Here is a 25,097-nt window from a genome sequence, read left to right as displayed (position 1 = left end):
GTCACCGAGGCCGGCCCGCTCTTGACCAGTGACAGGTTCGCGCTGGCCTCGACCTCGGTCTCGACCGTGCTCTGGTTGTTGCCCGGCGTCGGATCGGTCACGCCCGCCGGTGGCGCCACGCTGGCCGTGTTGGTCAGCGAGGTCACCTCGTTCGGTGCGGTCGCGGTGATCGTGAGCGTCGCGCTGCCGCCGGCCGGCAAGGTCGCGATGGTGCCGGCGACGCTGGTGTCGAACGTGCCGCACACCGCACCGCCGGTTGCGCTGCTGCAGGTGACGCTGGCATTGGTCAGGCCTGCCGGCAGCGGATCGCTCACGCTCGTGCCGTTCGCGTCGCTGGGGCCGGCGTTGCGGACCACGATCGTATAGGTGAGCGTGCCGGCCGCCGTCACGGTAGCCGGGCCGCTCTTCGTCACCGAAACGTCCGCGCTGCCGCTCAGGGTCGTGGTCGCGGTGCTCGTGTTGTCGCTCGTATCTGGATCGCTGGTCGGACTCGATACCGTCGCGGTGTTGGTGATCGTGCCGGTCTGGTTCGACGGGATCGCGTAGGTCACGTTCACCGTCACGCTCGCACCGGCGGCGAGGTCGCCGAGCGCGCACGGGAAACCCGCCGCGCACGGCGCGTCGGCCGAGACGAAGCTCAGGCCGGCCGGCGTCGGGTCGGCCAGGTTCACCGCGGTCGCGGTGCTCGGGCCGGCGTTGCTCACCACCAGCGTGTAGGTCGCGTTCGTGCCGGCGATTGCCGTAGCCGGGCCGGTCTTCGCCACGGACAAGTTCGCCGAGGCGGCCACCTCGGTATCGACGGTATCCGCGTTATCGGTCATGTCCGGATCGGTCACGCCGGACGGCGGTACCGTCGTCGCGGTGTTGCTCAATGTCGTCGCGTCGTTCGGCGCGTTCGCGGTGATCGTGAGCGTCGCGCTGCCACCGGCTGGCAAGGTCGCGATCGTGCCGGTGACGCTGCTATCGAATGCGCCGCACACGGCGCCACCCATCTCGCCGCCGCAGGTCACCATCGCATTCGTCAATCCCGCCGGCAGCGGATCGCTGACCGTCGTGCCGTGGGCATCGCTCGGGCCCACGTTGCTGACCACGATCGTGTAGGTGATCGTGTCGCCGGCCGTCACCGTCGCAGGCCCCGTCTTCGTCAGCTGCAGGTCCGCATTGCGGTCGACCGGCGTCGTCACCGTGCTGGTGTTGTTGCTGGTGTCCGGATCGCTGGTGGGACTGGAGACGGTGGCGGTATTGGCGATCGGATCGGCGCCGGCGTAGTTCGCCGGCACCGCGTAGGTGACGGTCACCGTCGCGCTCGCGCCGGCGACGAGGTCGCCGAGCGCGCAGGGGAAGCCTCCCGCGCAAGGCGCCGTCGCCGACACGAAGCTCAGACCGGCCGGCGTCGGATCGGCCAGGCTCACCTGCGCGGCCGGGCTCGGGCCGGCGTTGCTCACGACGAGCGTGTAGGTCACGTTCGTACCCGCCGTTGCATGCGCCGGGCCGTCTTTCTCGATCGACACGTCCGCACTGGCGATCGGCGTCACGCTCGCTTCGCCCTGGTTGTTGTCCGGGTCCGGATCGGTCTGGTCCAACCCGTCCAGACGCGCGACATTGGTCACGCGCGCGTCGGTGTCCACCCTCGCCACGACCGTCAGCGTCGCCACCGCATCGGCGCCGCTCGCGGCGAGGTCGCCGATCGTCCACAACGCGGTCGCCTCGTCGTAGCTGCCGCGACCCGGCGTCGCGCCGACGAAGGTCAGCCCGGCCGGCAACTGCTCCTCGATGCGCACGCCGCTCGCCGCGCTCGGCCCGAGGTTCGTCACCGTCACCGTGAACGTCACCGTGTCGCCGCGTGTCGGGTTCGACTCGTCGACCGTCTTCAGCACCTGGATGTCGGCCGCCTGGCCATTGATCGTCACGCCGCCGCTGTCATTGGCCGGGTTCGGATCGTGCTGGTCCGAAGCCGCCACCGTCGCGGTGTTGGTGAGTTCGCCCGGCATGCCGACCGTGGCGACGATGGTCAGCGTCGCTTCGGCGGCGGCGGCAAGATCGCCGAGCGTCCACATGCCCGTGGCGGCGTCGTAGCTGCCGACCGTCGCCGTCGCCGAGACGAAATTCAAGCCGGCCGGCAGCGGATCGTCGATGACCACGCCGGTGGCGTCGTTCGGGCCGGCGTTGCGTACCGTGATCGTGAAGCTGACGTTCGCGCCGAGGTTCGGCGTCGTCGTGCTCGCCGTCTTGTTGACCTGCAGGTCCGCCGATGGCTGCGCGTTCACCGACGCGGTCGCCGCGTTGTTGCTGGTATCCGGATCGAACTGGTCGCCGGCCGACTTGGTCGCGGTGTTGCTCAGTGCACCGGCGGTCAGCACCTGCGCGGTCAGCGTCAGCGTCGCCTGCGCGCCGTCGGCGATCGCACCGATCGTCCACAGTCCGGTCGCTTCGTCGTAGCTGCCCTGACTCGGGTCGGCGCTGACGAACGACAGGCCTGCCGGCAAGGCGTCGGTGACGGCGACGCCGGTGGCATCGCTCGGGCCGTCGTTTCTCGCCGTCACCGTGAACGTCACCGTCTCGCCGACGTTCGGCGTCGCCTCGTCCACCGTCTTGTCCAGCACGATGTCCGCCGACGCGTTCACCGGCACCTGCACGGCACCGCTGCAACGCGACTCCGACGGACAGCCGGCGTCCCCGCCGCCACTCGCGGTGGCCGTGTTGTCGCCGTTCGCGGCGTTGGCGGCGACGTCGACCTCGAGCGTCAGCGTCGTGCTCGCGCCCGCCGCCAGCGTGCCCGAGTAGACGCACGACAGCATGCTGGTTCCACTGCAGCTCCAACTGCCGCCGCTCGCGCTGGCCAGCGTCACGCCGGTCGGCAGCGTGTCGGAGATCGTGATGTCCCCCGCCGTCGGTCCCTGACCGGCGTTCGCGACGGTGAGCGTGTAGCTGGCTGGCTGGCCGACCGTGAACGGATGGGGCGTCGCGCTCTTGGTCACCTGGAGCTGCGGCTTGACGATCGGGTTGCTGGCCGCGCACGCGGCGCAGGTCGCATCCTCGCTGCTGGTCACGCTGTTGGTCAGCGTCGTCGCATCCGCCGCCACCGGTGTCGCTACCGTCACGGTGAAGGTCGTACTCGCCTGGCCTTCGGCCGGGACGGCCTGCGTCGCGGCGCAACTCGTGCCGGCGGCCGCGCCGGCGCGGCAGTCGCTCCACGCGGCGCCGTCGGGCCCGGTATAGACGGTGTTCGCCGGCACCGTTTCGGTCAGCGTCGTCGTTCCGGCGGTCTGGCCGGCGTTCGTGCTGGTGATCGTGTAGGTCAGCACGTCGCCTGCCTTCACCGAGGCGCCGGCCTGTGCCGGCTGCCCGTTGATGCCGGTCAAGGTCTTGGACGTGGTGATGCTCGCCGGTGTATTCACCCGCGTCGTCTGGGTCGCGCAGTGCGTGACATCCTGGCAGCCGGCGCCGGGCGCCGGTGGCGCTCCGCCGTTGGAGGGATCGCCGCCGCCGCCGACCGACGCGTGATTCTTCGCTTCGCCGTCGGCGACCACATTGACCGGCAGGACGATGGAGCTGCTCGCGCCGGCAGCGACGGCCGTCGAGGTCCGGCACGTCACGTTGCGGCCGTCGTGCGTGCAGCTCCATCCGTTGGTCGTCAGCGGATCGGTCCAGTTCGCGCTCACTTGACTCGGCAGCGCGTCGAGGACGGTGATCGACCCGCTGGTCGCCATGCCGCCCTGGTTGGTCACGTTCAGCGTGTACTGCGCGCCGCTCTGACCGACGACCCAGGCGGGATTCGCGTTGCTCGCCTTGGTCACCTTGAGGACCGGCTTGCGCGTATTGGTGAACGTGCAGGTCACGTCCGCGCCAGGCATCGTGAAGAGGCCCGACCGGCGATCAGTCGTGGTGGCGACGACCACGCCCGGACAGTCCAGCGACGTCTCGTAGTCGTTGCCGCGCGCCGACGATGCGAAGACTTCTTCCACGGAGATCTTGCTGCCCGCCACACCGATCGCCGTCGCGGCCGTCGTCGCCTCGGGCGTGGACGTGCCGCCCGTGGCGTCGCTGCCGCCGTCGATCGAGAGAGCGACCGTGTCGCCGGGCGCGCCGACGATCCAGGTCTTGGTCAGCGTGACGCGGCTGGTCTTGCCGTTGCTGAACGTGCAGGCGATGTCCTGGTTCGCACGGTAGTTCGCGGCGGTGATTCTCAGCGCCGATCCGTTCAAGGTCGCCGGCACCGCGGCACCGCCTTGGTCTCGGCACGCGGCCGACCGCAGGGCGAAGCCGGCCGCCGGCGTTTCGGTGAGGACGATGTCCCGGGCATGGTCGCCGACGCGATACTGGCCGGACGCCACCGGGTTCGATCCGTTGGCGGTCGTCAGCGTCGTGCTGGTGCTGGTCGCGCTGGTGCCGGTGTCGGCGGTGGTCGTGTTGTCGTCGACGAAGCCGAAGCTGCCGAAGCCGCCGATGGTTTCCTTGCGCAGCGTGACGGTCGCGCCCTTGACCGACAGCGCCATCTCCAGGCCGTCTCCGTCTTCGTTGCTGAGGACATTGCCCCAGGCAGTGCCGGTGACGCTGAAGGTCAGGCTGGTGATTCCGGTTCCGGTCATCTGGATCGAACCGCAGGCGGTGCCGCGGGTGAGGCTCGTGCCGCATTCCGACGCGGTGTCCACGTAGATCGGATCGCCGTTGGCGTAGACGACGGAACGCACGAACTCGGAGGAGGCGACGTAGAGCTGCGGGTTGCCGCTCAGCATTCGCAAGCTGACCGAGCCGCCGGTCGAGGTCGAGCCGGTCAGCTTCCACCAGGAACTGGTGGCGTAGTTGTTGGAGTTTCCCGACGGCTGCCGGAAGCCGCCGAGCCGGTCGACGTGCAGCACCGGGTTGTCGACCGGCTTGCTGAAGGTGACGGTGACGACCCGCGCGGCGGTGTTGTTGCCGAAGCATACCGTGAGCAGCAGGTCCGGCAAGCCGGCGACCGGGTTGCCGTACGGATTGGTGAACCAGCTGGCCGCGTTCGCCGTATTGTTGAGCCGGTCCGTGCCGTAGCCCGCGTTGGTGCCGACGCAGGAACCGCCGAGATTGCCGCTGATCGTGGCGACGATGCCGGCGGCGTTGGCGCTATTGGTGTTGCCCGCGGCATTGGTCCAGCCGCCGGTGGTCACCGCAAGCGCCGGCGCCGCGAGGAGCAGGCTGCCGGCGAGAAGGACGCCGCGCAGCGCGCGCGACGCGATCGCTTCGGCAGCTACGCCGCCTTTCTTCACTTCTTCGAATCTCGACATCTTCTATCCTGGAAATTCACTCGCTGCAGCGCCGATGCGGCTGCAGCGACCGTGAGAAATGCGTCGGCTCGAACGCGGCGGGCGTGCTTCGCGCGCTTGGCTCCGAAGCGGCGGGAATCCATGTCGCCGGGACGGAGAACCCTTCATCGCGGCGCGACTACTCATCCAACGCGCTCGGCGTCGATGCGCTCGCCGGTTCGTCGCCGGGCAATGATTTCGGCGCGGCACGCAGCAGCAGCCATTGCGCGTTCTCGCCGTCGCTCGGGCAATGCGCGCTGTTGACCGCGAGCAGGTGGCGGCGATGCGCGGCGAAGTCGCGGCGCACGAACTCGACCAGCGACGCGCAACGCGCGGCGACCTCCTCGGCGCTGCCGTTGACCATCGCCACCAGGTGTTCGCGCTGCGTCCGCGCGACCGTCGCATCCGGCAAGGCCACGGCGATGCGATCCTTCAGCCACGTCATGACTTCTCCCTTCGGCGCGCTGCCGTCGGGGCCCTCGACGCGGAACGTCACCAGGGTGAAGCCTTCCGCGAGGCGCCGGCGGATGCGTTCGACGATCAATTGCGACAGGCGCGCGCGGTTCGGCAGGCCGGTTTCCTGATCGGTGAAGGCCAGACTGTGCACCCGCTCCTCCAGCTCGTTGGCCGCGCGATGCGCCGCGGCCAGATCGCGCGCGTCCACCACGGTGAAGGCGATGCCGAAGCCGAGAATCAGCAAGGTCGCGAACGTGGTCGGCAGCGGCAGCAGGTCGGCCGAGAGCTGGTTGCTCGCCGCGCAGAACGCGCCATCGGCGAATTCCGCCGCCGCCATGCCGGTGTAGTGCATGCCGGCCACGGCCAGTCCCATGATCAGCGCGGCGCCGACGCGCAGGGCGATGTCGCGCGCGCTGCGCACTTCCTTGAGGGAGGCGATGATCAGCAGCGCGGCGCCCGACGCGGCCACGGCGATGGCGGCGGACGCGGCGAACAAGGCGGGCCGGTAGACGATGTCCGGCGCCATGCGCATCGCCCACATGCCGCTGTAGTGCATCAGGCAGATGCCGGCGCCCATCACCAGCGCGCCGACGGCCAGCGTGCCGTGCCGGAGCTTCCCGTAGCCGATGATGTACAACGCCAGCGCGCACACGCCGACCGCGGCGACCCAGGACAGCAAGGTGATCCAGGCGTCGTAGGTGATCGGTACCGGCAGGGAGAACGCGGTCATGCCGACGAAGTGCATCGACCAGATGCCGGTGCCCATCGCCAGCGCGCCGCCGATCAGCCACGACACGCGGCTCGCGCTGCGCACACGCAAGCGCGAGGCGAACTCGATCGCGACGAACCCGGCCAGCGATGCGATGAGATAGGAAAGAGCAACCAGTCCGTAGTCGTAGGAACCTTGCACGTCGTGAATTCCAAGATTTGTGTGACTTTCCTCACACGGGAGTGAAGCGGGCGAACGACGGTGTTCGAGGATCCGGAGCAGTTCGCCTCCGACATCGCCTCGATGGACAACGCGCGACGCTCGACTCGTCGTGACGAATCGAGAAGTCAGGTCGCTTTGCGTGGCCGCCCGTTGCGGCGAATGGCCGTCAACATGTCGGCGAACTGCAGGTTCGCCAGATACGCGTCGATCGCCTCGCCGGTCACGTCGTAGAGCGGCCGCCCCATCAGTGCGGCTGCCGTTTTCAGGCTGTTGTGGACGCGCTTGGAGACACGCAGATTCGCGTCGTACGCATCGTTCTTCTTCGTGTTGGCTTTCTTCATGTTCTCCGACTCGATACCTGCTGGGCTTTTTCAATCCGGCATCGCACGGACGCTCAGGCATCGCCTCGAGAGGATCACGAGCCGTCCGACGTGGCCGACGCATGCGGCGGCGATTGGAGAATCGCCGACGCATGCAGGATTGGGCGCTGAAAAAGTCCGTCCTGGACTCTTTCAGCGAAAAGGTGGCGGCACTGCCGTCGCCTCTTTTGGAAATCGACCGTTTGCACGACCGATCCTCGTATCGATGCCTCCAGGCATCGCCTTGCCAGGCAGCCGAGAAATCCCGTTCAGCAGCCTGCTCGACAAGTCGAAACGCGTACGCAACCGCTTCGAACGCCTCAGCAATCGCGTGTCCTCGTCGCCAGCCAGCGGGCCGCGAAGCCCGTCAGCAGAAACGCGAGCAACCACAGCGCCCACCGATCGGCGACGGGAACCGGACGGATTTCCTGCGGCGCCTGCACCTGGCCGACAGCCGTCGACGAGCACGGCGCGCAGGTGCCGTCCGGCAGCGTGACGCCGGCCGTGTTGGCGATGCTCGAAGGAGGATCCGACGCGATCGTCGCGTCGACGGTGTAGACGAGTTCGCCGCCGGCCGGCAGGTTCGCGATCGTTTCCGCCAGCGCGCCGCTGCCGGCGGCATTCGGACACGCCGCTCCGCCGCTCGCTGCGCACGTCCACGCGAACGCGTCGATGCCGACGGGGATCGGATCGGAGACGACGACATTCGCCGCCGCACTGCCGCCGACGTTGCGTACCGTCACGGTGTAGACGACGTGTCCACCCGGCGACAGATCGCTGCGATTCGCGCTCTTGGCGATGGTCAGGTTCGCCGGCTGCGCCGCCATCGCGGGGATGTCCGTGCAGTTCGCCGGGCGCGGCGTCGCCGTGCAGTCCGGCGGCGCGTCGCCGCTGGCGTAGGCGAGATTGGAAATCCGCGCGACGCCGGCGGGTATCGGCGAGTTCACCGTGACGACGACGTTGAGCGTGAGACTGCCGCCGGCCGCGACGGTGAGTCCGCTCCAGGTGACGATGCCGCCCGAGTGCAGGCCGCCGTCGCTCGCGGAGACGAAGGTCGTGCTCGCGTCGAGCGGGTCGGTCACGCCGAAGTCGGTCGCGTCGGAGCCGCCGCTGTTGGTCAGCTCGATCGTGTAGATCAGCTGCTCTCCCGGCTCGGCGATTCCGTCACCGTTCGCATCGGCGACGCTCTTGGCGATCGCGACGACGGCCGGCGTCGGAATCGACGTGCACGACGCCGGCGTCGGCGTAGCCGTGCAATCCGGCGGCACCGTTCCTTCCTGGTAGGCGAGATTGCCGATGCGCAGGACACCGGCCGGGATCGGATCGTCGACCGTGACGACCACCGTCAGCATCCGCGTGCCGCCGGCCGGAATGCCGAGATCGGACCAGACCACCGTGCTGCCGGACAGCATGCCGCCGTCACTGGCCGAGACGAAGGTCGTGTTCGCATCGAGCGGATCGAGCAGGTCGTAACCGGCCACGTCACTGCCGCCGTCGTTGGTCAGCGTGATCGTGTAGGTCAGCGTCTCGCCCGCTTCGGCGACGCCGTTTCCGCCGGCATCGACGACCGACTTGGCGATCTCCACGGCGCCCGCCGTCGGAATCGCCGTGCAGCCCGCCGGACGCGGTGCCGTCGAGCAGTCGGGCGGCGTGCCATCGGTCGGGTAGGCGAGATTCGCGATCTGCATGACACCGGACGGGAGCGGATCGTTGACCGTGACCTCCACCGTCAACGTCAGCGTGCCGCCGGCGGGCACGCTCAGTCCGGACCACATCACCGTGCCGCCGGACAGCGCGCCGCCGTCGCTCGCCGAGACGAAGGTCGTGTTCGCGTCGAGCGGATCGGTCACGCCGTAGTCGGTCGCCGCGGCACCGCCGTGGTTGGTCAGCACGATCGTGTAGGTCAGCACCTCGCCGGCTTCGGCCACGCCGTCGCCGGATGCGTCCGCAACCGTCTTCGCGAGGCTGACGTTCGCCGCGCTCGGCGTCACCGTGCTCGCATGGCACGGCGGCAGCGTGTTGCCCGGCGTGCAGCGGCCCATTCCCGGTGGCGTCGCCGAGGCGGTGTTCTGGATCGTCGACGGTGGCTCGTCCGGCACGGGCGCGACGATCGTGTAGACCAGACTGCCGCCCGGCGGGAACGTGGCGACGGTTTCGTCGAGCGCTCCGCTGCCGCTGCCGTTCGGGCAGACCGCGCCGCCGCTGGCCGCGCAGGTCCAGGAGACGCTGCCCGTGTCGATGCCGGCCGGCACCGGATCCTGAATCACCGTGTCGGCGGCATCGACCTGACCGCTGTTGGTCGCGGTGACGGTCCAGGTCAACGTGCCACCCGGAACGGCTTCGGTCGGGTCGACGCTCTTGGTCAGTTCGATCTGCGGGGCGACCGGCAGCTCCACCGTCGCATCGCACGGCCGGGGCGCGCTGCTGTCGCAGACGCCGCCCGCCGGCGGCGTGATCGTCGCCGTGTTGATGACGGTGGCCGACGGAGGTTCGTTCTCCACCGTGGCGACGATCGTGTACACCAGTTGGCTGCCGGGCGGGAACGTCGCGATCGTCGTCGCGATCGCGCCGGCGCCGTTTTCTTCCGGACAGACCGCGCCGCCTTCGGCGGCGCAGCTCCAACTGGCGTCGGCGATGCCGCTCGGCAGCGGATCGTCGAGCGCGGTGTCGTCGGCGGCGACCGGACCGGTATTGCGCACGGTCACGGTGTAGGTGACGGTACCGCCCGGAATCAGCACGGCGGCATCCGCGCTCTTGGCGATGTCGACGATCGGTCCCGGCGGATTCATCACCGTCGCATCGCACGGCGCCGGCGTGTTGTCCGGCAGGCACACGCCGTCGTCGGGCGGCGTCGCGCTGACCGTGTTGACGACTTGCGCCGGCAACTGCGAGTCGACGGTCGCCGTCACCGTCCAGGTCAGCGCGCTGCCGGGCGGGAACGTGGCGATGGTCTGGTCGAGCATCGTCGCCGGCGGCGTCACGGTGCCGCCGCTGTCGTCGGCCGGACAGACCGCGCCGCCGCTGGCGCTGCAGGTCCAGGTCGCGTCGGCGATGCCGTCCGGGAATTCGTCGACCACGTGCGTACCCGGCGCGTCGACGCTGCCGCCGTTGCTTGCGCTGATCGTGTAGGCGACCGTGCCGCCGGGCGACAACGCTCCGGGCGGCTCGGCGCTCTTGGAGACGGCGATCTGCGGCGCCGGTGTCGTTTCCACCGTGGACTCGCACTCCGATGCACCACGGGCTGAACCCGGTCTGCCGCCACTGGAGCCGTTCCTGCAGATGCCGCCTTCGGGAGGCGTCGCGATCGCATGATTGACGATCGGGTCCGGCGGATTCGCGTCGACCGTCGCCGTGATCGTGTAGACGACCGAACTCCAGGCGGGGAAAACAGCCAACGTTTCGTGGATCGCGCCGCTGCCGCTCTCGCTCGGACACACCGCGCCGCTGTAGGCGAAGCAGGTCCAGGTGAACGGCGTCGTCAAGCCGGGGCCGATCGGGTCGTCGACGAGGGTGCCGTCGGCAGGAACCTGGCTGTTGTTGTAGATGCCGAGCGAATAGGTGAGCGTCGAACCCGGTGCTGCGCCCTGCGGCGAAACCGCGCTTCTGCCGCGGAGGGGACCACCGCCGTCGCAGTCGCCGTCGCGACGAATTCCGCCGCCGCTGCCGCTGCATTCGCGATATTTGGCGATGCCGATGATCGGCGCCTGCCCGGTGCTGACCGTGGCCGCGCAAGGCGGAGCCGAATTGTCCGGATAGCAGACGCCGTTCGGCGGCGATGCGGTGCTCGTGTTGACGATGTTGTCCGGCGGGGACGAATTGACGTTCGCATCGATGCGATAGACGACGCGACCTCCCGGCGGAAAGGTCGCGATCGTCTCGTCGATCGCTCCGCTGCCGCTGCTGTTCGGACACACTGCGCCGCCCTCGGCGCTGCAGGTCCAGTCGAAGCTGTCGATGCCGCCGGGAACGTCGTCCTCGACGACGGTGCCCGTCGCCGGCACGTCGCCCGTATTGGTGACGGTGACGGTGTAGACGAGACTGCCGCCCGACGGCACGGTGCTCAGGTTCGAGCTCTTGTCGATCGAGACTTGCGGCTGCGGCTCGCCCAGCACGCCCACGGCAGCGCCTGCGACCTGCGTCCGCGCGTCGACGAGTGCGGTATCGGCCGCATGGACGTAGCCGCCGAACAGCATCAGCACCGGCAATCCCCAGCGCAGGGCATGAGCCGGATGCAGGCCTTCCTTTCCGAACCGAACCCGCTTACGCGTTTGCATTGCGACCTCCCCTCGCAAGAGACGGGACGAACCGACAAGCGTCGCCCGCGGAAAACCGTGGAAACCGAAGGCCAGCGCACGACCTGCGCTCTGCGCGACCGACGAACCCTCCCGGCTCGCGCGAATGGGACCGCTTCACGCGCCTCAGCATCGGCGCCTCCTCGCCACGAGCCCATGGCCGGCGAAGCCCGCCAGCAGCAGCGCGAGCAACCACAGCGCCCACCGATCGGCGACGGGAACCGGACGGATCTGCGACGGCACCTGCACCTGGCCGACGACCGTCGACGAGCACGGCGAGCAGGTGCCGTCCGGCAGCGTGACGCCGGCCGTATTGACGACGCTCGCCGGCGGGTCCGCCGCGATCGTCGCGTCGATGGTGTAGACGAGCTCTCCACCACCCGGCAGGTTCGCGATCGTTTCCGCCAGCGCACCGCTGCCGGCGGCATTCGGACACGCCGCTCCGCCGCTCGCCGCGCAGGTCCACGCGAACGCGTCGATGCCGGCCGGGATCGGATCGGAGACGACGACATTCGTCGCCGCACTACCGCCGACGTTGCGTACCGTCACGGTGTAGACGACGTGCGCGCCGGGCGCCAGATCGTCGCTGCTCGCGCTCTTGGCGATGGTCACGTGCGCCGGGAACTGGATCGTGAAGATGTCGGTGCAGTTCGCCGGGCGCGGCATCGCCGTGCAGTCCGGCGGCGCATCGCCGCTGGCGTAGGCGAGATTGAAGATCTGCGTGACGTCGGCGGGTATCGGCGAATTCACCGTGACGACGACGTTGAGCGTGAGGCTTCCGCCGGCCGCGATGGTGAGTCCGCTCCAGGTGACGATACCGCCCGAGTGCAGGCCGCCGTCGCTCGCGGAGACGAAGGTCGTGTTCGCATCGAGCGGATCGGTCACGCCGTAGTCGGTCACCTCGCTGCCGCCGACATTGGTCAACTCGATCGTGTAGACCAGTTGTTCCCCGGCTTCGGCGTAGCCGTCGCCGTTCGCATCGACGACGCTCTTGGCGATCGCGATCGCGCCGGGCGTCGGAATCGATGTGCACGACGTCGGCATCGGCACGGCCGAACAGTCCGGCGGCACCGTGCCTTCCTGGTAGGCGAGATTGCCGATCTGCGTGACGCCCGGCGGCAGCGGCGTATTGACGGTGACCACGACGGTCAGGCTCAACGAAGCGCCGGCCGGTATGTCGAGGCCGGACCAGCTCACCGTGCTGCCGGACAAGGCACCGCCGTCGCTCGCGGAAACGAAGGTCGTGTGCGCGTCGAGCGGATCGAGCAGGCCGTAGCCGGTCACGTCGCTGCCGCCGCGATTGGTCAGCGTGATCGTGTAGGTCAGCGTCTCGCCGGGTTCGGCCACGCCGTTGCCGCTGGCGTCGACGACGGACTTGGCGATCTCGACCGCGCCGATCGTCGGAATCGCCGTGCATCCGGCGGGGCGCGGCGTGACCGAGCAATCCGGAGGTGTCTCGCCGGTGACGTAGGCCAGGTTCGCGATCTGCGCGACGCCGGACGGAATCGGATCGTTGACGGTGACGACCAGAGTCAGCGTCAGCGTGCCGCCGGCCGGGACGCTCAGGCCGGACCACGTCACCGTGCCGCCGGACAGTACACCGCCGTCGCTCGCCGAGACGAAGGTCGTGTTCGCATCGAGCGGATCGGTCACACCGTAGTCGACCGCGGCGGCGCCGCCGCTGTTGCTCAGCACGATCGTGTAGGTCAGCGTCTCGCCGGGCTCGGCCACGCCGTCGCCGGACGCGTCCGCGACCGCCTTGGCCAGGCTGACGTTCGCCGCACTCGGCGTCGCCGTGTCCGCATGGCACGGCGGCAGCGTGTTGCCCGGCATGCAGCGGCCTTCGCCCGGCGGCGTCGCCGCGGCGATGTTGTGGATCGTCGTCGGCGGTTCGGCCGGAACGATCGCAGTGATCGTGTAGACGAGCCGGCCGCCGGGCGGGAACGTGTCGACGCTCTCGTTGAGTCCGCCGCTGCCGCTCGCGTTCGGGCAGACGGCGCCGCCGCTGGCCACGCAGCTCCAGGAGACGCTGGCCGAATCGATGCCGCTCGGCACCGGATCGTCGATCAGGGTGCCCGCCGCGTCGGCCTGGCCGGTATTGGTCACGGTGACGGTCCAGGTCAACGTGCCGCCCGGAATGGCCTCGGCCGGCTCGGAGGTCTTGGTCAGCTCGATCTGCGGCGCGACCGGCAGCACGGTCGTCGCATCGCATGGGCGAGGCGCGCTGCTGTCGCAGACGCCGCCTGCCGGCGGCGTGATCGTCGCGGTGTTGGCGACGGACGGCGACGGCGGGTTGTCGTCCACGGTGGCGACGATCGTGTAGACCAGTCGACCGCCGGGCGGGAATGTCGTGATCGTCGCTGCGACCGCGCCTGTGCCGCTCGCCTCCGGACAGACCGCACCGCCTTCGGCGCTGCACGTCCAGGTCGCGTCGGCGATGCCGGTCGGCAATGGATCGTCGAGCGTGGTGCCGTCGGCCGCGACCGTGCCCGTGTTGCGCACGGTCACGGTGTAGGTGACGGTGCCGCCCGGAATCACCACGCCGGCGTCCGCGCTCTTGGCGATGTCGACGATCGGTCCCGGCGGATTCATCACCGTCGCGTCGCACGGTGCCGGCGTGTTGTCGGGCAGACAGACACCGCCGTCCGGCGGCGTCGCACTGACGGTGTTGACCACCTGGGCCGGCGGATCCGGATTGACGGTTCCCGTCACCGTCCACGTCAGCGCGCTGCCGGGCGGGAACGTGGCGATGGTCTGGTCCAGCATCGTCGCCGGCGGCGTCACGGTGCCGCCGCTGTCGTCGGCCGGACAGACCGCGCCGCCGCTGGCCGTGCAGGTCCAGGTCGCCTCGGCGATGCCGTCGGGGAACTCGTCGACCACGTGCGTATTCGGCGCGTCGACGCTGCCGCCGTTGCTTGCCGTGATCGTGTAGGTGACCGTGCCGCCGGGCGTCAGCGCTCCGGACGGTTCGGCGCTCTTGGAGACGGCGACTTGCGGAGCTGGCGGTGTTTCCACGCTCGCCTCGCAAGGCGTCGAACCTTCGACTTCGCCGCCCAGGAGAAGACCGCCGATGCCGCTGTTGCAGACCCCGCCGGCCGGCGGGACGGCGGTCGCGCGATTGACGATCGGATTGGGTGGATTGGCATCGACGGTCGCCGTGATCGTGTAGGTGATCCAGCCCCACGCCGGGAACGTCGTCAGCGTTTCGTGGATCGCGCCGCTGCCGCTGTCGTTCGGACACACCGCACCGCCGTAGGCGACGCAGGTCCAGGTGAACGGCGTCGTCAATCCCGGCCCGATCGGATCGTCGACGACGGTGCCGTCGGCAGCAACGCTGCTGTTGTTGTAGACGTCCAGGAAATACGTCACCGTCGAGCCCGGCACGGCCCCTTCCTGGACCGTGGCCGCGCCGTTGAAAGAAGTGCCGTCCCTGGCGCCACCTCCTCCATCCCCTCCTCCACAACCGTTGCCGCTGCCGCTGCCCCTGCCGCCGCTACTTCCGCCGCCACCGCTGCCATCGCAGTCGAGACGCTTGCCGATACCAATGACCGGAGCAGGCGTATTGGTGACCGTGGCTGCGCACGGCGGCGCCGAGTCGTTCGGATAGCAGGCACCGTGCGGCGGATCGGCGGTGCTCGTGTTGACGATGTTCGACGGCGGATCCCAGGAGACGATCGCGTCGATGCGATAGACGATCCGGCCGCCGGGCGGCAAGGTCGCGATCGTTTCGTTGATCGCGCCGCTGCCACTGCCGTTCGGGCAGACCGCTCCGTGTTCGGCGTCGCACGTCCAGTTGAACGTGCTGATGCCGGCGGGGACGTCGTCCCTGACGACGGTTCCGTCCGCCGGCACCTCGCCGGTGTTGGTGACGGTGATGGTGTACGCGAGGCTTCCGCCCGGCGGCACCGAAGCCGCGCTCGAACTCTTGTCGATCGACACCTGCGGCCGCGGGATCGTGTTGGTGATCGTGCAGCGGACCAAGTCGAAATGCAGGGGATCGAGCGTCGTCAGCTCGACCGATGCTCCCGGCTGATCGACGGGCAGGTTCGTCGTCTCGCCGCTGGTCGAAACGCAGGTCGTGGTCGGATCGTAGGCGGCGACGTTCGACGTGCTGCCGGCGGCCATCGACTCGCCGATGTTGACCGAGCCGCTGAAGTAGATCAGCGCCCGCGCTTTCGCGGTCTGTTTTCCGGAGGCGTTGCCGGTGGTCGTCGCCTGGCCCTGCTGATCGAACGTCGCGCCGCTGGTGTTGGTGACGGCGAGCGCGAACTGGTCGCCGGCGCGGGCGCGACCGAGGCCGGTCCCGTACGGATCGGCGACGGTCTTCTCGACGATCAGGCTGGTCGCGGCGATCGCGAAGGACATGCCCTGGCGGCCGCCGCCGACGAGGGTCGCGACGACTTGCGTCGGCGAATGCGACTGCAGGATCGGTGCGGACGCATTGCCGCCGGGCGAACGCCAGCTGACGTCCTGCGTCCCGAGGCCGGAATAGGTGATGTTGCTGCCGGAACGATCGATCTCCCGCCACGCCGAGCCGTCGGTGCGCAGCGAAAAGCTTTCCGTCGGCGCGGACGTCGTTTCGCCGTCGATGGCGATGAAGTCGAAGTTCGGGAACGAGGTGCCGTCGGGACGGGTGATGACGAAGTTGCTGAAGGTCAGGATGCTGGTGGTGCGATTGCTCGACTGGTACAGCACCGGCCGGCCCGGCACGCCGGCGTACCAGTTGTTGTTGCCGAGCGAGGCGCCGCCCCAGGACGGCATCGCCACCGCCGCCAGCGGCGCGTTCGGCGTACCGCCGCCGGAAGCGGTGCCGTTGGTGCGCTTGAGATTGAACGAGAACGTGCCGCCGGTCGGCAGCGTCAACGTGAAGTCCTGTCCGGCCGCCGACGAGGCGGTGGCGTCGCGGTAGTCGCTGAGATCGAAGAAGCACAGGGCACCGGCGTACTTGCCGATGGCGGTCTGTGCCGAATAGTTGCAACTGGCGGCGTAGCTTCTGCCGCCGACCAGCAGCAACAGGAGCAACAGCCCTCGAGCGAAGACCCGGCCTGGGCTCGGCCCGTTCCGATTTGCCCCATCCGGCTCACGCCTATTCATCGCGACCTCCTTCTCACGGAATCAGGACCACCTGGCGAACGATCGCCTGGTCGAAGGTTCTCCGGCTCGGAAACGGCTGCTCGTCGCTCGTCGGGGAGGTCGGCGATCTGCGGCGTGCAATCGAGAAGGATGGATTCCCCACCTTCCCGGCACGCCGCCATCGCTCGCGTCGAGCGATGCATCCCATGCGAACAACAAAAAACGAAAAAAGCGCCACCCACGCATCCATGGGGACGCCAGTACTCATCTTCCGACGCGGAAAATCCGAACAGTGCTATCCATAATCCCCAGAATCTTTTCGTTCAGCGGTAATTCTTTTCGACTTTGAATGCGAGCCGATCGACAACCACTTTCTGCAGACGAGAAAACCTTATTCGCGCTTATTCAGCGCAAATCGAATGACGTCTGACGAACAAGACTCCGCGCTTCCGAAAAGGCTCGGCTATTGCCGAACCATTCAGGGTTCGGTGCGCTCAAGAAAACGCTTCAATCCCCAGACGAGAGAGGGGTCGAGAATAGGCATCGCACCCCCGTCTTGAGAACTGACATATCCGTACCGCTACCGTTCAAGAATGTTCGGGGTCGGCAGGATCGATGCCGCCCAGGAGGCGCAGGGCGATGTCGAGCATCGCCCGCAAGGGCTTTATCTGACGCAAGTCGCGGTGATAGCCCACCCAGAAATCGCGGCTGGGCGGCTCGATGCCGAGGTCGACCAGCCGCAGGCCCGGCGTCTGGTCGCCGACCGGACGCGGCAGTACGGCGACGCCCAGGCCCTGCGCGCACAGACGCGCCTGCAGGCTGCGGCAGTTGCTGCTGAACACGGCGCGTGCGCGCGGCAGCACTTCCTGAACCCAGTCCACGTCCGGATAGGCGTACTCCGACGTATCCATGAGCAGCAGCGCGGAGCCGGCGCCGTCGCCAAGCTTCGGATCCGGCACGCTTTTGGGGGCGTACAGACCGTATGTCATGCGCATCAGACGGCGCTGCACGACGTCCGGCTCGTCGAAGCGGGTGACGCGAAAGGCGATGTCCGCCTCGCCGCGCGAAAGGTCGAACGGACGATGACTGGCGATGAGCTTGGGCACGACACCGGGATACTGGAGCGAGAGTTCCTTGAGTACCGGCGGCAACGCGTAGGTGGCGAACCAGCCGGCCGAAGAGATGCGCAGCTCGCCTTCGAACTGTCCGCGCGCGCCGACGAGCCGTCGCTGTATCGCCAGGGCATTGGATTCCATTTCCTCAGCGAGCCGCAGGATGGCTTCGCCCGGCTTGGTCAGAACGACGCCTTCGCTATGGCGTTGAAACAGAACTTGACCGATCTTCTCCTCCAACGCGCGTAGTCGTCGTCCAACCGTGGGATGACTCAGCCGCAGAACGCGCGCTGCGCTGCCTAATGAACCGCAGCGTGCAACCGCGAGAAATATTCGGACGTCGCTCCATTCCATTAGTGTGCTCGCACAGCCAATAGGATAATTTGCAGGAAACGGTTCCGGACCGCAATGGATCGGTCATTGAAGGTTGATAAACCACTCGGTTTTTCGTCGGCCATTTGAAACGGGACTCCAAAGGCCTTCGTTCCTTCCTCGACACGCCGCCGGAAGCGGAACGTCCGGGACGAAGACACGACCGAACGCATGGACGCCGTCGACGTCACGGCACTCGAGGCCTTCGCCGCACCGCGAACCGCGACAACGGCGATCGTCGACGACGCGATCTCGGCGCGCTCGATCAGCTGATGGAACCTCGCTTCAGCACGGCCTTCGACGTCGCGTGATCGACCGGCGCCGAGGTGTGCTCGTGGACGATCCTCCAGGCATCGCCGCAACGCTTCAGAACCATCGTGATGCGATTGTCGAGCGAACGCAGCGCGCGCCCGTCGGCGGAGAACGCGGCGTAGGTGAGGATCGCGTGACCGACGGCGAGGTCGCCGTCGACGCGCGATTCGACGTCGTCGGCGGTCACCACCAGCAGTTGATCGCCGAGCGAGCCGAACCAGTCCGTCACCGCTGTGCGCCAGGTCTCGATACCACGCAACGACCAACTGCCCCACAGATCGAACAGGACGACCTCCTCGTCGTAGAGAGCGAGGAACGCCTCGATGTCCTTGGCGCGAGCCGCAGCGGCGTAGGCGGCGAGCGCGCGGCGGAACGGATCGGCAGTCTGGTTCATGCGATTCCTGAGCCTTTCGTGTCGCCGACGGCGGCCTCGCGCGGCGATCCGGATTCCCGCCCAACTCCCGGGCAGCGGATCGAAGCCACGATAGCGCAGCGCGAGCGAGCGTTTTTCCTTTGTATCGAAATGTATCCGCGCCGCCTTCGGTTACCCCGGCAGACGAAGCGGCACCGCGGACGACACATGCGCGATACCGCGCGACCGCGAAATGGCGCCACCGGAACACACGGCCACCGCCGCCCGGCACGGGTCCGAACAGGTCCCTAGCATCTCCCAACGCACTGGAGTCCTCGCCATGAACCATTCCCTCGAAACCATTCTCTACACCGCGCGCACCCGCACCACCGGAGGTCGCAGCGGCTCCGGCCAATCCGACGACGGCGCGATCGACGTCAAGCTCAGCCCGCCGGGATCGGGCGGCGCCGGCAGCAATCCGGAACAATTGTTCGGCATCGGCTACTCGGCCTGCTTCATCGGCGCGATGCAGCTCGCCGCCGGCAAGCTGAAGGTGCGGCTGCCGCAGGACGCCGCCGTCGATGCCGAGGTGTCGCTGGGCAAGACGGCCGGCGACGAATATCAGCTCGCAGTGACCTTGAACGTCGACCTGCCCGGTCTCGACGAAGACATCAAGCGCCAGCTGGTCGAAGCCGCCCACGCCACCTGTCCGTACTCGCGCATGACGCGCGGCCACGTCGACGTCGAACTGGTCGTCGTCTGAGATCCGCCGTGATCCGCCCGCGCGCATTCGCAGCATCGCCGTGCCTCGCCGGCCCCGCGCCGGCGCAGGTCGCCAGGCGCACCGGCGCCATGCTCGAAGCCACCGGCGCGAAGCCATCCAAAATCGAATCTGCGAAGGAGGACTGAGTCATGTGGAAATCGATCCTCGTTGCCGCGGCGACGTGCGTCGCCGTCGCGGTGGTCGGCATGCCGACGCCACGCGCCGAACCGGTCGTGGCGGCGCCGGAGTTCACCGGCATCGACCGCTGGTTCAACAGCGCACCGCTGAGCCTCGCCGAACTCGAGGGCAAGGTCGTGCTGGTGGAGTTCTGGACCTATTCGTGCATCAACTGCATCCACGTCACGCCGCACGTGAAGGAGTGGTACCGGCGCTACCGCGATCAGGGGCTGGTGGTGATCGGCGTGCACACGCCCGAGTACGAGGAGGAGCACGATCCCGCCAAGGTGCAGGCCGCGATCGAACGCTTCGGCATCGAGTACCCGGTCGCGCAGGACAACGGCTATCGCACCTGGGAAGCGTACGGCAACCGCTACTGGCCGGCCTCGTACCTGATCGACCGCGAGGGCCGCATCGTCTATCGCCACTACGGCGAAGGCGCCTACGAGGTGATGGACGAACGCATCCGGCAGGCATTGGCCTCCCGCTGAACCTCGCGCCGGAGCGCCCGCGTGTCGGGCCGCTCCGGCGCGGTGGCACAATCCCTCGCCGCTCCGCTTCCGGGAAACGCATGGAACACGTGGATCACATCCTGGTCGTCGACGACGATACCGAGATCCGGCAGATGGTCGCCGACTACCTGCGCAAGAACGGTCTTCGCGCCAGCACCGCCGCCGACGGACGCGAGATGCGCGCCACGCTCGACACGCAGGCGATCGACCTGATCCTGCTCGACGTGATGATGCCCGGCGAGGACGGCCTGACGCTGGCGCGCAATCTGCGCACCGGCAAGCATCGCGCCGTGCCGGTGGTGATGCTGACCGCGCGCGACGACCAGACCGATCGCATCATCGGCCTGGAAATGGGCGCCGACGACTACGTCACCAAGCCGTTCGTCGCGCGCGAGCTGCTGGCGCGCATCAAGGCGGTGATCCGGCGCACGCGCATGCTGCCGCCGAACCTGCAAGTGAGCGAGACCAGCCGCCTGCTCGCGTTCGGACGCTGGCGCCTGGACACCACCGCCCGCCACCTGCTCGACCCCGACGACACCGCGGTCGCGCTCAGCGGCGCCGAGTTCCGTCTGCTGCGCGTGTTCCTCGACCATCCCAATCGCGTGCTGAACCGCGATCAGTTGCTGAACCTCACACAGGGTCGCGACGCCGAGCTGTTCGATCGCTCGATCGACCTGCTCGTCAGCCGCCTGCGTCAGCGCCTGCAGGACGGCGCGCGCGAACAGAGCTACATCAAGACCGTGCGCAACGAAGGCTACGTCTTCAGCATGCCGGTGACGCTGCTCGGCGAGGGCGAATGAACACGCCGCGCGCCGGCGGCCGGCGCTGGTGGCCGCGGACGATCGCCGCGCGCCTGTCGCTAATCGTATTCGGCGGCCTGCTCGCGGCGCATGCGCTGTCCTTCGCGCTGCTGTTCTACGAGCGCCACGAAGCGGCCAGCTCGATGCTGCTCACCAACCTGGAGCAGGACGTGGTGGTGGCGGTGAACCTGCTCGACCACCTGCCGGCGAACGAACGCGCGCAGTGGCTGCCGATGCTGCGCCGGCGAACCTTCCACTACCTGCTCGGCGCGGGCCGGGACGGCGCGCCGCTGGCCAGCGACACTGCGCGCGAGATGAGCCGGGCGATCGCCGCTGCGCTCGGTCCGCGCTATCGGACGACGGCGAACGCGATCTCCGCCGATCCGGAGCGCTTCCAGGTACACCTGCAGCTCGGCGACGGCAGCGCGATGACGATCGAGGTGCAGCCGTCGGTGATGCCGCTGGCGAAGTGGCTGCCGTACGTGCTGCTCTCGCAGCTGGCCGTGCTGCTGCTCTGCACCTGGCTGGCGGTGCGGCTGGCGACGCGGCCGCTGCAACGACTCGCCACCGCCGCGCGCACGCTGAATCCGGCGGGCGACGGCGAACGCTTGCGCGAAGGCGGCCCGAGCGAAGTTGCCGACGCGGTGGCCGCGTTCAACACGATGCAGGAGCGCATCGCGCAGTACACGCAGGAGCGCCTGCAGATCCTGGCGTCGGTCTCGCACGACCTGCAGACGCCGATCACGCGCATGCAGCTGCGCGCCGAGACGATCGACGACGAGTCCGTGCGCGACAAGATGATCGACGACCTCGGACAGATGCAGCAGCTGGTGCGCGAAGGCATCGTCTACGCGCGCAGCGCGCACGGCGCCGCCGAGGCGCCGGCGCGGATCGACCTGGACGCGCTGCTCGAGAGCCTGGTCTACGACTACCAGGACATCGGCCGGCCGGTCCGCCTGCACGGCCGCCTCGGCCGGCCCGTGATCACGCGCCCGAACGCGCTGCGCCGAATCGTCGGCAACCTGGTCGACAACGCGCTCAAGTACGCCGGCGCGGCCGAGCTTCACGTCGCCGCGGAAGCCGGCGGCGTGCGCATCGCGGTGCGCGACCGCGGCCCCGGCATTCCCGACGCGCAGCTCGGCAAGGTGATGGAACCGTTCCATCGCCTGGAGACCTCGCGCAACCGCGACACCGGCGGCACCGGCCTTGGCCTGGCGATCGCGCAGCAGCTGGCCGCGTCGATCGGCGCCACGTTGACGCTGCGCAATCGCGACGGCGGCGGGCTGGAGGCCAGCCTGTACTTCGGTGCCGCAGGTCTCGCCGCGGGCGCCCGCGCCTGAGGCAGGCAATGCCACACGCACGCGCAACGAAAATGAAAGCGCTTCGTCACCTGCGCCAAGTCCAATGGGCGGTTCTCAACCTCTGGGGAAAGAACCGATGCTCCACCCGTCCCGTCTCGCCCGAGCCATGCTCGTCGCCCTCACCGTGTTCTGTGCCGGCCAGGCGCAGGCCGCCGTCGACCTCGTCCGCCGCGGCAGCTATGCCTCGGGCACCGTCGCCGGCGCCGAGATCGTCGCCTACGACGCGCCGACGCGGCGCCTGTTCGTCACCAACGGCGCGCTCGACAAGATCGACGTGCTCGACGTCGCCGATGTCGACGCGCCGGAACTCCTCTTCCAGATCGACGTCGCGCCGTACGGCGGATCGCTGACCAGCGTCGCGGTGAAGAACGGCGTGCTCGCCGCCGCGATCCCGAATGCCGACGGCACCCAGCCCGGCGTGATCGCGCTGTTCGACGCCGGCGGCCAGCACCTGCGCACGTTCACCGCCGGCGTGCTGCCCGACCACGTGAGCTTCAGCCCCGACGGCCGCTACGTGATGTCGGCGAACGAGGGCGAGCCGGTCGGCGACGTCGATCCGCCCGGTTCGGTGACGATCGTCGACCTGTCCGGCGGCGTCGCCGCCGCCGTCGCCACCACGCTCGGCTTCGACGCTTTCGACGGCCGCGAAGCGGAGCTGCGCGCGAAGGGCGTGCGCCTGTTCCCGAACCGCGCCGCCAGCGTCGATCTGGAACCCGAATACATCGCCACCTCGCCCGGCAACGACGTCGCCTTCGTCAGCCTGCAGGAAGCCAATGCGTTCGCGGTGATCGACCTGGAAACGCTCAGCATCAAGGACATCGTCGCCGCCGGCCTCAAGGACCATTCGCGCGGCCTGCCGCGCCTGGACACCTACACGTTCCCGGAACTGCCGGTGCTCGGCACCACGCCGGCCGGGCAGACGATCCGCCTCGGCGGCTTCTCCGGCCTGTGGTTCGAGGGCACCGACGCGGCCACCGGCGCGCTGAAATTCGTCACCGTGCCGGACCGCGGCCCGAACGGCGAGCCGAGCAACGTCGACGCCGATCCGGCGCTCGAGCGCCCGTTCGTGCTGCCCGGCTACCAGCCGCGCATCGTGCGCTTCAGCCTCGACCCGGCCAGCGGCGCGATCATGCTCGGCAAGCAGCTGCCGCTGTTCCAGCAGGACGGCAGCACGCCGATGACCGGACTGCCGAACATCGGCAACGGCATCGACGAAGAACCGGTCGACCTGTTCGGCAAGCCGCTGCCGCTCGATCCGCTCGGCGCGGACATCGAAGGTATCGTCGTCGCGCCGGACGGCTCGTACTGGATGGTCGACGAGTACCGCCCGGCGATCTACCACTTCAGCACCGCCGGCGTGCTGCTCGACCGCTTCGTGCCGCAGGGCACCGGCGCGCTCGGCGGCCAGGCGGCCGGCTACTACGGCCAGGAGACGCTGCCGGCGGAGTACTCGACGCGACGCCCCAACCGCGGCTTCGAGGGCATGGCCTACGACACCGACGCGGGCATCCTCTACGCGTTCATCCAGACGCCGCTGGCCAATCCGAACACCGCCGCGAGCAACGCCTCGAAGGTGATCCGCATGCTCGGCATCGACCCGGCCAGCGGCGCCACCGTCGCCGAGTACGTCTACCTGATCGACAAGACCGACTTCCGCGAGCAGAACACCGACAAGATCGGCGACGCCGCCTACCTCGGCAACGGACGCTTCGCGATCGTCGAACGCGACGACTCGACCGAGCGCAGCGGCAAGAAGATGCTGTTCGAGTTCACGCTGAAGGGCGCGACCAACCTGCGCGCCGCGGGCGCGCCGGCGCCGCTCGCCGGCCTCACGCTGGAACAGCACACGCCCGACCAGCTCGTCGCCGCCGGCATCCGCGCCGTCGACAAGGTCAAAGTCGCCAACCTGCCCTCGCTCGGCTATTTCGCCGGCGACAAGCTCGAAGGCCTGGCCGCGCTGCCGGACGGCCGTCTCGCCCTGATCAACGACAACGACTTCGGCATCGCGCCGCAGCCGCTGCCGAGCCCGCCGGACGGCAGCGTGCCGATGGACGCCGAGCCGACGCCGATCCAGCTCGGCATCGTCCGCTTCGACCTGCCGAGCGGCCTCGACGCTTCGGATCGCGACGGACCGTCGGGCGGCCCGGCCATCAACATCCGCAACTGGCCGGTGTTCGGCATGCACATGCCCGACTCGATCGCCGCGTTCTCCGCCGGCGGCGCCACGTTCTACGCCAGCGCCGGCGAAGGCGACGACCGCGGCGAAGTCGCGCGCATCTCCTCGCTCGACCTCGATCCGGGCGTGTTCCCCGATGCCGCGGCGCTGAAGACCAACGCGCAGATCGGCCGTCTCAACGCCTCGACCATCGACGGCGATCTCGACGGCGACGGCAAATACGACCGCCTGCAGATCCTCGGCAGCCGCTCGATGGCGATCTGGGACCGCTGGGGCAACCTGGTCTACGACAGCGGCGACCTCATCGAGCAGGTGACCGCGGAACGCTTCCCGACCGCGTTCAACTCCGACAACGAGGCGAACGGCAGCTTCGACACGCGCAGCGACAACAAGGGACCGGAGCCCGAAGCCCTCGCCGTCGGCACCACGACCTCGGGCCGCACCTACGCCTTCGCCGGCCTCGAGCGCATCGGCGGCATCGTCACCTTCGACGTGACCAATCCGTACGCCGTGAGCTACGCCGGCTACGTCAACGCGCGCGACTTCGACGTGACCGTCGACCTCGACGTCGACCCGGCCGCAGCCGGCGACCTCGGTCCGGAAGGCATCGTGTTCATTCCGGCCGCCGACAGCCCGACCGGCGAGGCGATGATCGCCGTCGCCAACGAGATCAGCGGCACGACCACGCTCTACACGGTGTCGGAAGTGCTGTTCCGCGACGGCTTCGACGGCGGCACGCGGCGCTGACCCGTTCCGCTGCGGGGACTGGC

At 68.8% G+C, this 25,097-nt stretch carries 12 protein-coding genes; 5 read left to right on the top strand and 7 right to left on the bottom strand.

Features of this window, described 5'->3' with window-relative positions; all coding sequences use genetic code 11:
* The 7 genes from J7520_RS04975 to J7520_RS04945 form a co-directional block, all read right to left on the bottom strand.
* Positions 1–5,261, bottom strand: a 5,261-nt coding sequence (locus tag J7520_RS04975) for a DUF11 domain-containing protein (RefSeq protein WP_291184857.1), incomplete at its 3' end; no start/stop codon positions are given.
* A gap of 157 nt (positions 5,262–5,418) precedes the next feature.
* Positions 5,419–6,645, bottom strand: coding sequence for an MHYT domain-containing protein (locus tag J7520_RS04970; RefSeq protein ID WP_291184854.1), 1,227 nt, complete (start codon positions 6,643–6,645; stop codon positions 5,419–5,421).
* 146 nt (positions 6,646–6,791) lie between these two features.
* Positions 6,792–7,007, bottom strand: a complete 216-nt coding sequence (locus J7520_RS04965; RefSeq protein WP_291184852.1) for a hypothetical protein — start codon at positions 7,005–7,007, stop codon at positions 6,792–6,794.
* A 338-nt stretch (positions 7,008–7,345) separates the two neighbouring features.
* A complete protein-coding gene (locus J7520_RS04960; RefSeq protein WP_291184850.1) occupies positions 7,346–11,299 on the bottom strand; it encodes a hypothetical protein in 3,954 nt (1,317 codons plus the stop codon).
* A 144-nt stretch (positions 11,300–11,443) separates the two neighbouring features.
* Complete coding sequence (locus J7520_RS04955; protein ID WP_291184848.1) at positions 11,444–16,339, bottom strand: hypothetical protein; 4,896 nt, start codon at positions 16,337–16,339, stop codon at positions 11,444–11,446.
* A 638-nt stretch (positions 16,340–16,977) separates the two neighbouring features.
* Positions 16,978–17,856: a LysR family transcriptional regulator gene (locus tag J7520_RS04950; RefSeq protein WP_291184845.1), complete on the bottom strand. Its 879-nt coding sequence runs from the start codon at positions 17,854–17,856 to the stop codon at positions 16,978–16,980.
* A 283-nt stretch (positions 17,857–18,139) separates the two neighbouring features.
* Positions 18,140–18,580 carry a nuclear transport factor 2 family protein gene (locus J7520_RS04945; RefSeq protein ID WP_291184843.1) on the bottom strand — a complete coding sequence of 147 codons (441 nt, stop codon included), beginning with the start codon at positions 18,578–18,580 and terminating at the stop codon, positions 18,140–18,142.
* Between the two features lie 298 nt (positions 18,581–18,878).
* On the opposite strand from J7520_RS04945, the gene J7520_RS04940 reads away from it, so the two are divergent.
* From J7520_RS04940 to J7520_RS04920, 5 genes are all read left to right on the top strand, one after another.
* Positions 18,879–19,301 (top strand): organic hydroperoxide resistance protein, encoded by a 423-nt coding sequence (locus tag J7520_RS04940; RefSeq protein ID WP_291184842.1) that lies wholly within the window; start codon positions 18,879–18,881, stop codon positions 19,299–19,301.
* 149 nt (positions 19,302–19,450) lie between these two features.
* On the top strand, positions 19,451–19,969 hold the full coding sequence (locus tag J7520_RS04935) for a thioredoxin family protein (protein ID WP_291184841.1): 519 nt from the start codon (positions 19,451–19,453) through the stop codon (positions 19,967–19,969).
* 80 nt (positions 19,970–20,049) lie between these two features.
* Positions 20,050–20,790, top strand: coding sequence for a response regulator transcription factor (locus tag J7520_RS04930; protein ID WP_291184839.1), 741 nt, complete (start codon positions 20,050–20,052; stop codon positions 20,788–20,790).
* Entirely contained in the window at positions 20,787–22,130 is a 1,344-nt protein-coding gene (locus J7520_RS04925; protein WP_291184837.1) for an ATP-binding protein, read from the top strand. The genes J7520_RS04930 and J7520_RS04925 overlap by 4 nt, the downstream gene beginning before the upstream one ends.
* Positions 22,131–22,257: 127 nt before the next feature.
* Positions 22,258–25,074 carry an esterase-like activity of phytase family protein gene (locus J7520_RS04920; RefSeq protein WP_291184835.1) on the top strand — a complete coding sequence of 939 codons (2,817 nt, stop codon included), beginning with the start codon at positions 22,258–22,260 and terminating at the stop codon, positions 25,072–25,074.
* The last annotated feature ends 23 nt before the right edge of the window (positions 25,075–25,097 follow it).

Source organism: Dokdonella sp. (assembly GCF_017744955.1).
Classification (GTDB): Bacteria; Pseudomonadota; Gammaproteobacteria; order Xanthomonadales; family Rhodanobacteraceae; genus Dokdonella_A.
Note: the sequence above shows the minus strand (reverse complement) of the source record. Positions and strands in the feature narration are given on the sequence as shown.